The sequence below is a fragment of the Streptomyces africanus genome, from assembly GCF_030816955.1.
In the GTDB taxonomy this organism is placed as follows: Bacteria; Actinomycetota; Actinomycetes; order Streptomycetales; family Streptomycetaceae; genus Streptomyces; species Streptomyces africanus.
In genome coordinates, this window is record NZ_JAUSYP010000001.1 from 1,692,496 (window position 1) to 1,707,137 (window position 14,642).

The following is a 14,642-nucleotide window of genomic DNA, read 5'->3' on the forward strand; positions in this document are numbered from 1 at the left end:
CTGACGCGAGAGGCCGGGACATGGCACAGCCGAGGATCTTCACGTCCGTCGACGACCTGAAGTCGGCGGTGGGCGAGCAACTGGGATACACCGACTGGCTCGACATCGACCAGAAGCGGATCGACCTCTTCGCGGAGGCCACCGGCGACCACCAGTGGATCCACGTCGACCCGGAGAAGGCCGCCGCGGGCCCCTTCGGCACGACCATCGCCCACGGCTATCTCACCCTGTCGCTGCTGCCCCTCTTCGGACCGCAGCTGATCTCCGTCGAGGGCGTGAAGATGGGCGTCAACTACGGGACGAACAAGGTGCGTTTCCCCGCACCCGTGCCGGTCGGATCCCGGCTGCGCGCCACCGCCACCATCGCCGGCGCCGAGGACGTGACCGGCGGCGTCCAGGTCACCGTCGCCTTCACGGTGGAACGCGAGGGCGGCGACAAGCCCGTGTGCGTCGCCGAGTCCGTCGCCCGCTACTACTTCTGAACCCGGCGGGCTACTTCTCCCCCACCATCCGCAGCACGAGGTCGGCGTACAGCGCGCCGACCTCGTCCGGCGTCCACGGCCCGTCGACGTTGAACCAACGGGCCACGTCGATGCAGAGCGAGAGCACGGCCAGGGTCGTGCCCTTGACGTCCAGCACGTCGAACTCACCGGCCGCGACGCCGTCCTCGATGATCGCCCGCACCTCGGCGTCGCACTGCCGCCGCAGCGCGAGGATCTCGGCGCGGGCGTCCGGACCGAGCGAGTCCAGCTCGTACTGGACGACCCGGGCGGTGGTGCGTCCGCCGGCGTGCCAGCGGACGAAGGAGCTGACCGCGCCGGCCAGGCGCTCACGGGCGGTGCCCTCTCGCCGGGCCGCCGTCCGCAGGATCTCCAGGGCCTTCTCGTGCCCGATCCTGCTGATGCGGTGCAGCAGCTCTTCCTTGGTCTTGTAGTGGATGTAGAGCGCGGCCGGGCTCATCCCGGCGCGACCCGCGATGTCCCGGGTCGTCGTGGCGTGGTACCCGCGCTCGGCGAAGGCCTCCACCGCGGCGACCAGCAGCCGTCGCGCCGCGTCGGGCGTGACCTCGCCCCACGCCTGCGCCTCGCCGCCGGCCCTCTCCTCCGCCGTACTCATCACTCGCCCCTCTCCACCGACAGGGACAACACCATACCGCCGAAGGTGAGCGAGCGCTTAGTGCGACCGCCCGGCCCGCCCGCTCAGTGCTTCTCGAAGGGGCCGTACGAGGGCGAGGGCACCGCACCCGCCGCCCCCTCCTGCCGGTCCCGGATCACTTTGGCGAGGGTGAAGGAGGAGGTGACCAGGTAGAGGACGGCGATGGCGAGGAAGCCCCGCACCCAGGCGTCGGCGCTCAGCTGGTAGATGCCGATCGCGGTGGCCGCCATGGCGACGGCGAAGGAGGCGACGGCCTGGCCGTAGAAGGCGGCCGTGTTCTGCTTGCTACCCGGTGTCTCACTCATGGGGGAAGCTTCGGGCGGACGTGGCCCGCGCCACATCCGCTGAAGTACTCAGGGGCGTACTCAGAACGCCGAAACCCCCGTCAGCGCACGCCCGATGACCAGTTTCTGGATCTGGCTCGTGCCCTCGTAGAGGGTCATCACGCGGGCGTCCCGCAGCAGCTTGCCCGCGGGGTACTCGTCGATGTAGCCGTAGCCGCCGAAGACCTGGAGCGCGTTGTTCGCGGCGCGGACGGCCGCCTCGGAGGCGAACAGCTTGGCCTTGGACGACTCGACGGCGAACGGCCGGCCGCGGTCGATCAGGTCGGCGACCCGCCAGGTCAGCAGCCGCGCGGCGTCGACGTCCACGGCGATGTCGCTGATCAGCTCCTGGACCAGCTGGTGACGGGCGATGGTCTTCCCGAACTGCTCGCGCTCGCCCGCGTACCGCACGGCCGCGTCCAGCGCGGCCTGGGCTATGCCGACACAGCCCGCGGCGACGGACATCCGGCCCTTGGCGAGGGCGGACATGGCGACCGAGAAGCCCTTGCCCTCCTCCCCCAGCAGCGCCGAGGCGGGCACCCGCGCGTCCTCCAGCACGAGCTCGGCCGTGGCCTGGCCGCGCAGCCCCAGCTTCCCGTGGATCGTGCGGCGCGTCAGGCCGGGCGTGTCGGTGGGGACCAGGAAGGCGGACACGCCCTTGTGGCCGGGGGCGTCCGTGGAGCGGGCGAAGAGCAGGACGACGTCGGCCCAGGTGCCGTTGGTGATGAACATCTTGGTGCCGTTGATGACGTAGTCGTCCCCGTCCCGCACGGCCCGCGTCACGAGGTTGCCCGCGTCCGAGCCCGTGCCCGGCTCGGTCAGGCCGAAGCAGCCGACCGCCTCGCCGGAGGTGAGCCCCGGCAGCCAGCGCCGCTTCTGCTCCTCGCTCCCCCAGGCGGCGACGGTCTTCGCGACGAGCCCCAGCGAGACGGAGACGATCCCGCGCACGGACGAGTCGCCCCGGCCGAGTTCCTCCGTGACCAGGCAGTACGCCAGGTGGTCACCGCCCGAGCCGCCGTACTCCTCGTCGATCGTCAGGCCGAGGAAGCCGACCTCGCCGAGCTTCTTGACGATCGCGCGGTCGACTTCCTCGGCGCGGTCCCAGGCGACGGCGTTCGGGGCGATCTCGCGCTCGACGAAGTCCCGGGCGAGCTGCCGTACGGCGGTCTGCTCCTCGCTGAGCTCCAGGTTCACCACAAGCCACTCCACTTGAAAGCCGTACATTTAAATTAGCACTGCTAGTTTCTATCGGCAGCCCTACTATGTGCGCCATGGCCCGACCGCGCAAGCCCCTGCTCAGCACCGACCGGATCGTCGAGACGGCCCGCGCGCTCGTGGACGCGGAGGGCCTCGCGGCCGTCTCCACCCGCCGGCTCGCCGCCGAACTCGGGGTCAGCGGGCCCTCGCTCTACAACCACTTCCGCACCAAGGACGAGATCCTGGAGGCGGTCGCCGACTCGGTGAGCGGCCAGGTGGACCTGACGATGTTCCAGGACGGCCGGGACTGGCGGACCGCGCTGCACGACTGGGCCGTCTCCTACCGGGCCGCGCTGCGCGACCACCCGAACATCGTCCCGGTGCTGGCCCGCGGTCCCGGCCGCCGCCCGGCCGGACTGCGGCTCGCGGACGCCGTCTACGGCGCCATGGTCGAGGCGGGCTGGCCGCCGGCGCAGGCCACGTCCATCGGCGCGCTGATGCGCTACTTCGTGATGGGCTCCGCGCTCGGCTCCTTCGCCGGGGGCTTCGTGGACGACGCGAGCGCCTACGACCCCGCCGACTACCCCCATCTCCAGCAGGCCCATCGGCTCGCCGAACAGCAGGAGAAGATCGACGAGCGGGCCTTCGAGACCGGGCTGACGGCCCTGCTGGACGGGCTGGCACGGCAGTACGAGCAGGTGCGGCGGACCGCGTAGCGACACTGGGTCACACGGTTCGGCGGCGGCCGAAGTATCCGTGTTCCATGCTGGGGGCATGACGACGAAAGACCCGCAGGCCACGGCTCTGGCCCGGCTCGCCGCGCTGTTCGCGGACGAGACCCGGGCGGCGTGTCTGCTGGCGCTGCTCGACGGACGGGCCTGGACCGCGAGCGAACTGGCGCGGCACGCGGGTGTCGCCGCGTCGACGCTGAGCGAGCATCTCGGCAGGCTCGTCGCGGGCGGGCTGCTCGCCGAGGAGCGGCAGGGCAGGCACCGGTACGTCCGGCTGGCCGACGCGCGGGTCGCGCAGTTGGTGGAGGACCTGGCGGCGCAGGTCGCGCCGGGCAGGGCCGTACGGCCGCGGAACCTGCGGGAGTCCAGCGCCGGTTCGGCGATGGCCCGGGGCCGCACCTGCTACGACCATCTCGCCGGGCGGCTCGGCATCGCGGTCACGGATGCGCTGACGGCGCGCGGGCTGCTGCAGCAGGAGACCGGGTTCGCGCTCACCGACGCCGGGCTGGCGTGGTTCGAGTCGGCCGGAATCGGCCTCGACCGGCGTGGCCGGCGCCCTCTGGCCCGTGCCTGTCTCGACTGGACCGAACGCCGGCCCCACCTCGCGGGCGTCGCGGGCGCGGCTCTGTGCCGGCACGCCCTGGACACCGGGTGGTGCGTGCGCATCGGCTCCGAGCGGGCCGTGAAGGTGACCGCGGCCGGTGAGCGGGCCCTGTTCGACCTGCTGGGCGTGGAGGCCGCGGAACTGCGCTGACCTCGCAGCCGCGCCGGACGACCCGTGACCGCCCCGCCCGACCTACCCGGACCGCCCCGCCCGACAGGCCCTGAAGCCTCGCCCCACGAACCCCGACGCCTCACCCGACGGGCCCCGACCACCCAGCCCACAGACACCGACCACCCCACCGGACAGACCCCGAAGCCTCGCCCGACGGGCCGCGGCCGCCTCGCCCGACAGGCCCTGACCACCCTGCCCAACGGACCCCGACCACCCGCCCAACGGACCGCGTCTCTGCCCCACCCGACGCACCTCGACCACCTGCCCGACGGACCCCGACCACCCCACCCGACAGACCCCCGCCCCGTCCGAAATTCGCGAGCGTGCCTGCCCTTTCCCCTCCTAGCCTCGGGATCATGATGAACCACACCCCTCCCCGCCCCGCCCGCCGGGCCGAGCTGCTGGCCGCCGGTGCGGCCGCGGTGACCGTCGTGCTGTGGGCCTCCGCCTTCGTCTCGATCCGCAGTGCGGGGGAGGCGTACTCGCCGGGCGCGCTGGCACTCGGGCGGCTGCTGGCCGGGTCGCTGACGCTGGGGGTGATCTGTCTGCTGCGGCGGGAAGGGTGGCCGCCGCGCTCGGCCTGGCGTGGGATCGCCATATCGGGCCTGCTGTGGTTCGGCGTCTACATGGTCGCCCTCAACTGGGGCGAGCAGCAGGTCGACGCGGGTACGGCCGCCCTGGTCGTGAACACCGGGCCGATCCTCATCGCGCTGCTGGGTGCCCGGCTGCTCGGCGATCCGATGCCGCCGCGACTGCTGGCGGGGATGGCGGTGTCGTTCGCCGGTGCGGTGACCGTGGGTCTGTCGATGTCCGGCGAGGGCGGTTCCTCCGTTCTCGGGGTGGTGCTGTGCCTGCTGGCGGCGGTCACGTACGCCGCCGGTGTCGTGGCGCAGAAGCCTGCGCTGGGCACGGCCAGTCCGTTGCAGGTGACCACGTTCGGCTGCCTGGTGGGCGCGGTGGTCTGTCTGCCGTTCGCCGGGCAGCTCGTGAAGGAGGCCGCCGAGGCGCCGGCCTCCGCGACGCTCAACATGGTGTACCTGGGCGTCTTCCCGACCGCCCTGGCCTTCACGACGTGGGCGTACGCGCTGTCCCGGACGACCGCGAGCCGGATGGGCGCGACGACGTACGCGGCGCCCGCGCTGGTCGTGCTGATGTCCTGGCTGTTCCTCGGCGAGGTGCCGGGGCTGCTCACCCTGGTCGGTGGTGCGCTGTGCCTGGCGGGTGTCGCGGTGTCCCGGTCGCGGTCGCGGTCCAGGGCGGTGGCTCGGGCCGGGGATCCGGGAGCGGCTCCGGAGCCCCGGCCCGAGCAGGCCTCGGACTCAGCTCGCTGACGTGGCCGGGGACGCGGCCTCCGGTCCGGCCCCGGCTTCCGCCGAACGCACCCGGCCCGCGAGGACCTTGATCGAGAGCAGTGCGATCACCGAGAGCGCGATGATGTAGCCGGACACCGCCATCGACGTGCCCGTCGCCTCCAGCAGCAGCACCATGACGAAGGGGGCGAGACCGCCGCCCGCGACGGCCGCGATCTGGTAGCCCAGGGAGGCGCCGGTGTAGCGCATCTCGGGCGTGAACAGCTCCGCGAACAGGGCGGCCTGGGGGCCGTACATGATGCTCAGGAAGCAACTGGCGACGAACGTGCCGACCGCGAGCCACAGCAGCGAGCCGGTGTCGATCAGCAGGAAGAGCGGCACGGCCCACAGCGCGATGCCGGCCGCCCCGAAGGCGTAGATCCGGATGCGGCCGACGCGGTCGGAGAGCGCGGCGGCGGCCGGGATCAGCACGAGCTGGGTGAGGCTGACGCAGAGCGAGACCATCAGCACCGGGCCCTTCTTCATGTCCAGCTCACGCGTCGTGTAGTCGAGGACGCCGGTGATGAGGATGTAGAAGGTCGCGGTGTTCACGGCGAAGGAGCCGCCGGCGAGGAGCACCGTGCCGAGGTGGCCGCGCAGGATCGTGCGCAGCGGCGAGGTCTGCTCGGTCTTCTCGCGCTCCGCGAGGGCGCGTTCGGCCTCCCGGAACGCCGGGGTCTCCTCGACGCGGGTGTGGATGTACCAGGCGAGGGCGAGGACGAGCAGGCCGACCAGGAACGGCACGCGCCAGCCCCAGGCCGCGAACGCCGAGTCGGTGGTGAACGCGCCGGCGACCAGGAAGACCGTGTTGGCGGTCACCACGCCGATGGGGACGCCGAGCTGGACGACGCTGCCGTAGACGCCGCGCTTGCCCTCCGGGGCGTACTCGGTGGCCAGGAGCATCGCGCCGCCCCACTGGGCGCCGACGGCGACGCCCTGCGCGACGCGGAGCAGGACCAGCAGGATCGGGGCGGCGACGCCGATCGTGTCGTACGTCGGCAGCAGGCCGATGCCGGTGGTGGCCACGCCCATCAGCGTGAGCGCGAGGACCAGCATCGGCTTGCGGCCGCGCTTGTCGCCGAGGTGGCCGGCGACGATGCCGCCGAGGGGGCGGGCGAGGAAGCCGACGGCGAACGTGGCGAAGGACGCCAGCACGCCGGCGCTGGAGCTGCCTGCGGGGAAGTAGAGGTCGCCGAGGACGAGGGCGGCGGCGATGCCGAAGACGAAGTAGTCGTACCACTCGACGGCCGAGGCGAGGGCCGCGGCGGTGGCCACGCGGCGGCGGTTGCCCGCGGCGGGCGCGGTGGAGGTGTGCGGCTGAGCGGAAGGGGCCGTGTCCATATGGTGCACGCTCCGGTGGGTGCGGGGACGGAACGGGGGGTGGCTCGATGGTCCGGGGAACGTACTGACCGGACGGTATGGGCGTCAACGGGTCGCACACCAGGACTTTTGCTTGTACGGGGCACTCAGTGTGCGTGCGGGCACGCCTCGGACCCCGGCCTCGCGCGGAGGCCGGGGTGCGGGTGGGAACGGGCTAGAAGACGACCAGCGCGCGGCCGCCCTTGCCCGCCAGCATGTTCTCGAAGGCCGCCGGGATGCCGTCCAGGGAGATGCGTTCGGTCACCAGGGCGGTCAGGTCCAGGCGGCCCGCCCGGACGTGTCCGGCGAGTACCGGGAGGTCCTGAGCGGGGTTGGAGTTGCCGTAGACGCAGCCGGAGAGGGTGCGGCCCCAGTGGAAGATCTCCAGGGCGTTGAAGGTGACCTGCTGGTCCTTGCCGCCGATGCCGACGACCGTGGTGCGGCCGCCGCGCCGGGTGGAGTCCCAGGCGGTGCGGATGGTGACCGCGCGGCCGGCGCACTCGACGGCGACGTCGACGCCCTGCTTGCCGGTGAGGCCGCGGATCTCCCTGGCCGTGGTGTCGGAGGCGACGAGGTAGTCGGTGGCTCCGGCGGTCCGGGCCAGTTCCTCCTTGGCCGGGGAGACGTCCACCGCGATGATCTTCGAGGCGCCCGCGATCCGGGCCGCCTGGAGGGCGGCGAGCCCCACTCCCCCGACGCCGAACACCGCGACCGTCTCGCCCTGCCGGACGCGGGCCGAGTGGTGGACGGCGCCGTAGCCGGTGAGGACGGCGCAGCCGAGGAGGGCCGCGTCGGTGAGCGGGACGCCGTCCGGCACGGGCAGGACGCAGGACACGGAGACGACCGTCTCCTCGGCGAACGCGGCGACGTTCAGGCCGGGGTGGAGGTCGGTGCCCTCGGTGGTGCGGGCGTAGACGTCGGCGGCGCCGCTCAGGGCGTTGGCGCACAGCCAGACCTCGCCGAGCGAGCAGGCGTGGCAGGTGCCGCAGGACGGGGCCCAGTTGAGGACGACCCCGTCGCCGGGCGAGACCTGGGTGACGCCCTCCCCGACGGCGACGACCGTGCCGGCGCCCTCGTGGCCGAGGACGGCGGGGACGGGCACGCGCATGGTGCCGTTGGACAGGGACAGGTCGGAGTGGCAGACCCCGGCGGCGGCGAGCCGGACGCGGACCTGTCCGGGTCCGGGGTCGGGCAGGTCGATGCCGGTGATCTCCAGCGGGGAGCCGACGGCGGGCAGGACGGCGGCACGGACAGCCATGACGGAAGGGACTCCCCTGACTAGAACTGGAGGGACTTGGTCTGGAGGTACTCGGCCAGGCCGTGCACGCCGAGCTCGCGGCCCACGCCCGACTGCTTGTAGCCGCCGAAGGGGGCGAGGGGGTTGAAGCGGCCGCCGTTGATGTCGACCTGGCCGGTCTCCATCCGGCGCGCGAAGGCCACCGCCTCGGCCTCGTCACCGGCCCATACGGCGCCGGCCAGGCCGTACACCGTGCCGTTGGCGATCCGCAGGGCGTCCTCCTCGTCCTCGTACTTCAGGATCGACAGGACCGGGCCGAAGATCTCCTCCTGCGCGATGGTCATGTCCGGGGTGACGTCGGCGAAGACGGTCGGGCTGACGAAGTAGCCCTTCTCGCGCGGGGCTTCGGGACCGCCGGCGACGAGCCGGGCGCCTTCCGCGACGCCCTTCGCGATGTAGCCGCGCACCCGCGCCTGCTGCTTGGCGTTGACGACCGGGCCGATGCGCTCGCCGTACTTGGCGGCGGCCGTCGCGGCGAGTTCCACCGCCTCGTCGTACTGGCCGCGGTGGACCAGCATCCGCGTCCAGGCGCTGCACGTCTGCCCGGAGTTGGACATGACGTTGGCGACGCCGACGTTGACCGCCTTGGCGAGGTCGGCGGTCGGGAGTATGACGTTGGCGGACTTGCCGCCGAGTTCGAGGGCGACCTTCTTGACCTGCCCGGCGGCGATCGCGGCGATGTGCCGGCCGACGGCGGTGGAGCCGGTGAAGGAGATCAGGTCGACGCCGGGGTGCTCGGCGAGTGCTTGCCCGGCGACCGGGCCGAGGCCGGTGACCAGGTTGAAGACGCCCGCCGGGAGGCCGGCCTCGTGCACGGCGTCCGCGAACAGGCGGGCGACCAGCGGGGTGTCCTCGGCGGGCTTCACGACGATGGTGCAGCCGGCCGCGAGGGCCGGGGCGACCTTGGCGACGATCTGGTGCAGCGGGTAGTTCCACGGGGTGATCGCGGCCACGACACCGATCGGCTCGTGGTGCACGACCGAGTTGCCGGTCTTCTCCTCGAAGGCATACGTGGCCGCCAGCTCGGCGTAGGAGCCCGCGACCGCGATCGGCACGGCCGCGTGGACGGCCTGGGAGAACTTCAGGGGCGAGCCGAGTTCGGCGGTGACGGTCTCGGCGATCTCGTCCGCGCGGGCGGTGAGCACGTCCCGCAGGGCGGCCAGGCGCGCCGCACGCTCGGCGGGCGGGGTCGCGGCCCAGTCCGGGAGGGCGGCACGGGCGGCCCGTACGGCGGTGTCGACGTCCTCGGCGGTACCGGCCGGGACCGTGCCGATGACCTGCTCGTCGGCCGGGTTCACGACCTCGATCACGTCCTGGCCGGCGGCGGGGCGCCAGGCGCCCCCGATGTACATGCCGTCGTATGCCTTCATCGCGCTTCCTCCGGGGCGGGGCGTCGTCGTCCGACACATAAACTAGCGGCGATAGTTTTCCGACGCCAGACGTCACGGGTGCCGGGCCCCGGATCCCGGGTCATCACAGCACGGCCGGGGCCCCGCCCGGGTGTGCGGCTCCTCACTCCCCCAGGTCGGGCAGGCGCGCGGGGTGGGGACAGATGCGGTCGCCGTGCCGGTCGAAGACGAAGAGGTGGGCGAGGTCGACCAGGAGCGGCACCTGCATGCCGTGGCGGAGGGCGAGGTCGGGCGTGGTGCGGACGATGAGGTCGCCGGGCAGGCGGGCCTCGGCGGACGACGGACGGACTTCGGCGTCCCCGGGGTCGTCCAGGGTCACGACAGGGCCCGCCCGTCCGGCTCCGGTCCGCTCCCGCAGGCGGGTGAGGACCGAGGCCTCGCGGCGGCGGCGCCGGGCGGGGCGGCCGGGGCGGGGGCGCGGGGCCTCCAGCTCGGGGACGACGGCGGGGCTGGAGCCGGTGTTGAAGTGGACGAGGATCTCGTGCCCCTGGAACTCCACGTGCTCGACCAGGCCGGTGATCGGCACCTCGCCGGGGCGGGCCGCCGAGTGCTTGGCAATCCGGACGGCCTCCGAGCGCAGGCCCACGATCACCTCGCGGCCCTGCTCGACGCGCAGCAGCTGGTGGTCCAGCGAGAGCGGCTCGGGCAGACGCAGGAACTGCTTGCCCAGGCTGATGGTCATCGCGCCGTCCAGCGGGGCACGCACCAGGCCGCGCAGCAGGTTGATGCGCGGGGTGCCGATGAAGGCGGCGACGAAGACGTTGCTGGGCAGCGCGTAGACGGCCCGCGGGCTGTCGACCTGCTGGAGCACGCCGCCGCGCAGCACCGCGACCCGGTCGCCGAGCGACATGGCCTCGGCCTGATCGTGGGTGACGTAGATCGTGGTGACGCCCAGCTCCTTGGTCAGCTGGGAGATCTCGGCGCGCAGATGGGTGCGGAGCTTGGCGTCCAGGTTGGACAGCGGCTCGTCCATCAGGAAGGCGGAGGGGTGGCGGGCGATGGCCCGGCCCATGGCGACCCGCTGGCGTTCGCCGCCGGAGAGCTGGCCGGGCAGGCGGTCGAGGAGGTCCTCGATGCCCAGCATCCGGGCGGTGGCGTCCACGCGCGGCCCGGGGTCCGTGCCCGGGGCCTCGATCCGCAGGGGGAAGCCGATGTTGGCGCGGCTGGTCATGTTCGGGTACAGGGCGAAGTTCTGGAAGACCATCGCCATGTCCCGCCCGGCGGGCGGCAGGTCGTTGGCGTACTCGCCGTCGAGCAGCAGCTCGCCCTCGTCGATCTCCTCCAGGCCGGCGATCATGCGGAGCACGGTCGACTTGCCGCAGCCGGACGGGCCGAGCAGCACGAGGAACTCGCCCGGCGTGATGTCCAGCGACAGCCGGTCCACCACGCGGGCGCCTCGGGTGTAGGCCTTGCTCACGTCGTGCAGGGAGATGGCGCGTGTCATGGGGTGCCCCCGAGGGGTCATCAGGGCGCTGGTGCTCCGCGGTCGGAAGCCCCGTGCGGGTCGTACGGGGCTGTGGGTCACGGAAGTTAACGGAATGTGCCCGGCCTGGGGAAGACACTTGGCGGAATCCGGGCTTTCGGTCCAGCTGGTGAGAAGGCGGACGGGGTCACTGGACGCCGGTGAGGTGGGCGAAGATCACGACGTTGCCGGAGTAGCCCTTCCTGCGGTCGTAGCTGCCGCCGCAGGTGATCAGGCGCAGCTCGGGGCGGCCCCGGGCGCCGTACACCTCCTGGCTCGGGAAGTGCGCCTTCTCGTACGACTTGACCCGGTCCACGGTGTAGACGGCGATCCGCCCGTCGGCGCGGCGGGCCTTGACGATGCGGCCGCGGGTGAGCTCGGGCAGTCCCGCGAAGACGGCGGGACCGCTGTCCGTGTCGAGATGCCCGACGGCCACGGCGGTGCCCCGCTCGCCCGGTGAGGCGCCGTTCCGGTACCAGCCGACCAGCTTCGGATCGTCCTCCGGGGGTGCGGTGAGGCGGTGTTCGCGGTCGAGGCCCAGGTCCATGACGGGGGCGTCGAGACGGAGGTAGGGGATGAGCAGGCGGGTGGCTCGGGAGGGGGGCAGGGGCCGGGGGGATGCCGGGGGGCGGGGCCGTCGTGCGGTGGGGGTGGAGGTGTGGTTCGGGCCGGGGTCGGCGGCGGGCCGCTGGTGCCGTGCCCGGGGGGCGTCGGTGGAGGGCCCGGGGGTGGGGGATCCGAGGGGCCGTCGACCGGAGGCGTGGGGCGGGGCATCGGATCCGAGGGGCGGGCGCCCGGCGGTGTGGGACCCGGGGGCATCGGACCGGGGGGTGGGGCCCGCGGCCGTACGGGATGCGGGTGCCCGGGACGGGCCGGTGTGAGGGCCGGGTTCCCGGGAGGGGCGGGGCCGGGCGGCCGGGGCGTCGTCCGATCCGCCCGGCACGGCAGCGGCGGAGGCCGGCGGGAGGGCCGTGGCCGACCTGCCTGGCTCTCCACCCCGGTCCAGGCAGACACCGCACACGAGCAGGAAGACGGTCACCACGATCGTCCGCGTCAGGCGGTAGGCACGCGTCCGGTACCAGGGCCTGCGGTACCGCCGGCGCCGCGCCACCGGAGCAGGGACGTATCCGGAACCAGCCCTGCGCCGCCCCGCCGGAACGGCGACGACACCGTTTCCGGCCCCACGCCGAACCGCCGCGCCCCCGTAGCCCGGTCCCCGCCGCACCGCGAGAGCAGCACCGGAACCGGGCCCGGCCCCCCGCAGCGTCCCCGGATCAGCGGAAGGAGCCGACGCGACCCCACGCCGCCCCACAGGAGCCCCGCCGGAACCTGCCCCACCGCCACGCCGGACCGTCGGCACGACGGCAGAACGGGACCCCGCCCCACGCCGAACCGCCGAGCCGGACTCGGACCGGTAGCCGGCCCCACCCCGGACCGCCGAGCCGGACTCAGACCGGTAGCCGGCCCCACCTCGAACCACCGAGCCGGACTCAGACCGGTAGCCGGCCCCGCCCCGAACCTCCGAACCGGTGTCGGGACCAGCCCCTCCCTCACCCCACCCCACGGACCCCGCACCCATGGCCTCCCCGGCCCCACGCCGCTCCACCGGACCGGCGCGATACGCGGAACGCGGCCTACGCCGCGCCATCGGGGCGGCGACGGAGCCGGAACCAGACCGTCCCGGCAACGGCGGCCAGCCCGACGGCGGCTGCGCCGGCGACCGGCGTGAAGGCCTCGGCGCGGGCGATGCCGCCGCCACCCGCCGGCGGGCCACCGTTGGGAGTGATGGCGGTGGGCGTGGCTTTGGAGGCCGGGCAGTCGACCTGGAACACCTTGAACTTGCCCGCGCCGTGGGCCCGGTCGGTGAGCCACGTCAGCTTGTACTGCCCGTTGGGCAGGTCGATGCGCGGAGTGCGGCCCGCGCCCGCCGCGTCGAGGGTGACGGAACCGCTCTTGGCCGGCACCTCGGGCAGGGTCTGGATGGTCCAGTTGACCGTCTCGCCACCCTCGAAGTCGAACGCGGCGAGGTAGAAGTCGCAGACCTTCGGGTCGTTGCGTCGATCACTGGCCATCGTGTCGGTCGCGTGGATCTTGACGTCCCCGTTGTCCCCCGGAGCGGCGACAGCGGGCACTCCGCTCAGGGTGGTCCCTGCGAGGGTGAGGGCGGCGAGGACGGCGGTGCGGGTGCCGGCACGGCACGCGGGGGGTACGACGGGCATGAACATGCCTCCAGTCAGATGATTGTCATACAAATACCTCGTCACCTGACTCTCTGTCACAAGACCGTCGAAGGGCGGCAACTGCGCCCTGCGACGCGTCAGATATCGCTCTTCCGGCGCAGCCGTACCCGCGGCCGGCGGGCCTCACCCGTGTCCTTCCGCTCCACCGGCGACCGCAGGGCGACGCCGGAGGACAGCAGCAACAGCACCCCGAGCATCACGAACGGCGCCGCCACCCCCGCGACCCCGGCGATCAGCCCGGCCGCGGCGGGCGCGGCGACCTGGCCGAGCCGGTTGCCGGTCAGGCGCAGTGCCAGGGCCGTGGAACGGGCCTCGTCGGGGGCGGCCTGGACGACCGTCGTCATGGACAGCGGCTGCCCCACACCGAGGCAGAAGCCGAGCAGCACCAGCAGCAGCCCGAGCGCCCACACCGGCACCGGCAGGGCGATGCCCGCGCACAGCAGGGCCGCCAGCAGACAGGTCACCGTGAGCAGCAGGGTGCGGCCGAGCAGCCGCAGCAAGGGCGTCAGCACCAGGCGGCAGGCGATGGTGGCCGCCGCGCGCAGGCTGAGCAGGATCCCGATCACGGACGGCGCGATGCCCCGGTGCTCGCCGACCACCGGAAGGTACGCGGTGAGGATGTCGGTCGCGGACAGCACGGCGAGGCTGATGAGGATGCCGGCCGGCACCCCCCGGGTGCGCAGGATGTGCCGGACCGGGACACGGTCGCCCTTCCGCGCACGGGACGTGTCCGCCGTGCGGCGGTGCTCGATGCGCCACAGGGAGGTGAACGCGACCGCCCCGATCGCGCCCGCCATGATCAGGGCGAGCGCGCTCGTGCCCGTCATGTCGTCGCCGCCGATCACCGCGCCCGCGGCGACGGGACCGACCAGCTGGCCGAGCGCGGCGCCGATGGTGAAGTGGCCGAAGTTGCGGTCCTGTTCGTCCGGCGCGGACTGGCGGGCGACGAGGGACTGGGAGCCGATGACGAAGCAGAGGTGGCCGAGGCCCATCACCCCGCTCCACAGGGCCATCGCCCACAGGGAGTCCGCGAGGCCGCTGAGCGCGCAGCCGCCGGATATGAGAACCACGCCGACGGGCAGCAGGGGCGCGCAGCGGCCGTGGTCGGTGCGGCGCCCCAGGGGCACGGCGGCGAACAGCGGCAGCAGCGCGTACACACCGGCGATCACACCGACCGCCCGCTCGTCCGCGCCCAGCGCGAGGGCCCGGTAGGAGACGGCGGGCCGGGCCATCGACACCGCCCCCTGCGCGAAGCTGAAGGCGATGACGAGGCGGAGCAGCCAGCCGCGGTTCCCACCGGGCCTCACGATGTCCTCCATGCGGATCGGATGACCACGGGCCGGAT

General features: G+C 73.3%; 14 protein-coding genes. 4 read left to right on the forward strand and 10 right to left on the reverse strand.

Going from position 1 to position 14,642, the window contains the following annotated elements; all coding sequences use genetic code 11:
- Positions 1–20 precede the first annotated feature (20 nt).
- Positions 21–482, forward strand: coding sequence for a MaoC family dehydratase (locus tag QF034_RS07965; RefSeq protein WP_307174253.1), 462 nt, complete (start codon positions 21–23; stop codon positions 480–482).
- A 10-nt stretch (positions 483–492) separates the two neighbouring features.
- Here QF034_RS07965 and QF034_RS07970 read toward each other — a convergent pair whose 3' ends face one another.
- The 3 genes from QF034_RS07970 to QF034_RS07980 form a co-directional block, all read right to left on the reverse strand.
- Positions 493–1,116, reverse strand: coding sequence for a TetR/AcrR family transcriptional regulator (locus QF034_RS07970; protein WP_307174254.1), 624 nt, complete (start codon positions 1,114–1,116; stop codon positions 493–495).
- Positions 1,117–1,199: 83 nt separating this feature from the next.
- Positions 1,200–1,460: a YiaA/YiaB family inner membrane protein gene (locus QF034_RS07975; RefSeq protein ID WP_086564296.1), complete on the reverse strand. Its 261-nt coding sequence runs from the start codon at positions 1,458–1,460 to the stop codon at positions 1,200–1,202.
- Between the two features lie 60 nt (positions 1,461–1,520).
- A complete protein-coding gene (locus QF034_RS07980) occupies positions 1,521–2,672 on the reverse strand; it encodes an acyl-CoA dehydrogenase family protein (protein WP_307179830.1) in 1,152 nt (383 codons plus the stop codon).
- Positions 2,673–2,749: 77 nt separating this feature from the next.
- Between QF034_RS07980 and QF034_RS07985 the strand changes: the two genes are divergently transcribed.
- The 3 genes from QF034_RS07985 to QF034_RS07995 all read left to right on the forward strand — a co-directional run bounded on the left by QF034_RS07985 (position 2,750) and on the right by QF034_RS07995 (position 5,512).
- Positions 2,750–3,391 (forward strand): TetR/AcrR family transcriptional regulator, encoded by a 642-nt coding sequence (locus tag QF034_RS07985; protein WP_150479957.1) that lies wholly within the window; start codon positions 2,750–2,752, stop codon positions 3,389–3,391.
- 58 nt (positions 3,392–3,449) lie between these two features.
- Positions 3,450–4,160, forward strand: a complete 711-nt coding sequence (locus QF034_RS07990) for an ArsR/SmtB family transcription factor (RefSeq protein WP_307174255.1) — start codon at positions 3,450–3,452, stop codon at positions 4,158–4,160.
- 377 nt (positions 4,161–4,537) lie between these two features.
- Complete coding sequence (locus QF034_RS07995; protein WP_307174256.1) at positions 4,538–5,512, forward strand: DMT family transporter; 975 nt, start codon at positions 4,538–4,540, stop codon at positions 5,510–5,512.
- On the opposite strand, the gene QF034_RS08000 is transcribed toward QF034_RS07995, so the two are convergent.
- The 7 genes from QF034_RS08000 to QF034_RS08030 all read right to left on the reverse strand — a co-directional run bounded on the left by QF034_RS08000 (position 5,501) and on the right by QF034_RS08030 (position 14,604).
- Entirely contained in the window at positions 5,501–6,871 is a 1,371-nt protein-coding gene (locus QF034_RS08000; protein ID WP_307174257.1) for an MFS transporter, read from the reverse strand. The two genes, QF034_RS07995 and QF034_RS08000, sit on opposite strands and share 12 nt — an antisense overlap.
- A gap of 193 nt (positions 6,872–7,064) precedes the next feature.
- Entirely contained in the window at positions 7,065–8,147 is a 1,083-nt protein-coding gene (locus QF034_RS08005) for a Zn-dependent alcohol dehydrogenase (RefSeq protein WP_307174258.1), read from the reverse strand.
- A gap of 20 nt (positions 8,148–8,167) precedes the next feature.
- Positions 8,168–9,556 (reverse strand): aldehyde dehydrogenase family protein, encoded by a 1,389-nt coding sequence (locus QF034_RS08010; protein WP_307174259.1) that lies wholly within the window; start codon positions 9,554–9,556, stop codon positions 8,168–8,170.
- Between the two features lie 142 nt (positions 9,557–9,698).
- A complete protein-coding gene (locus QF034_RS08015; RefSeq protein ID WP_307174260.1) occupies positions 9,699–11,039 on the reverse strand; it encodes an ABC transporter ATP-binding protein in 1,341 nt (446 codons plus the stop codon).
- A gap of 166 nt (positions 11,040–11,205) precedes the next feature.
- Positions 11,206–12,705: a class F sortase gene (locus tag QF034_RS08020; RefSeq protein WP_307174261.1), complete on the reverse strand. Its 1,500-nt coding sequence runs from the start codon at positions 12,703–12,705 to the stop codon at positions 11,206–11,208.
- Positions 12,692–13,282: a hypothetical protein gene (locus tag QF034_RS08025; RefSeq protein ID WP_307174262.1), complete on the reverse strand. Its 591-nt coding sequence runs from the start codon at positions 13,280–13,282 to the stop codon at positions 12,692–12,694. The genes QF034_RS08020 and QF034_RS08025 overlap by 14 nt, the downstream gene beginning before the upstream one ends.
- 92 nt (positions 13,283–13,374) lie before the next feature.
- A complete protein-coding gene (locus tag QF034_RS08030) occupies positions 13,375–14,604 on the reverse strand; it encodes an MFS transporter (RefSeq protein WP_307174263.1) in 1,230 nt (409 codons plus the stop codon).
- Positions 14,605–14,642: the final 38 nt, after the last annotated feature.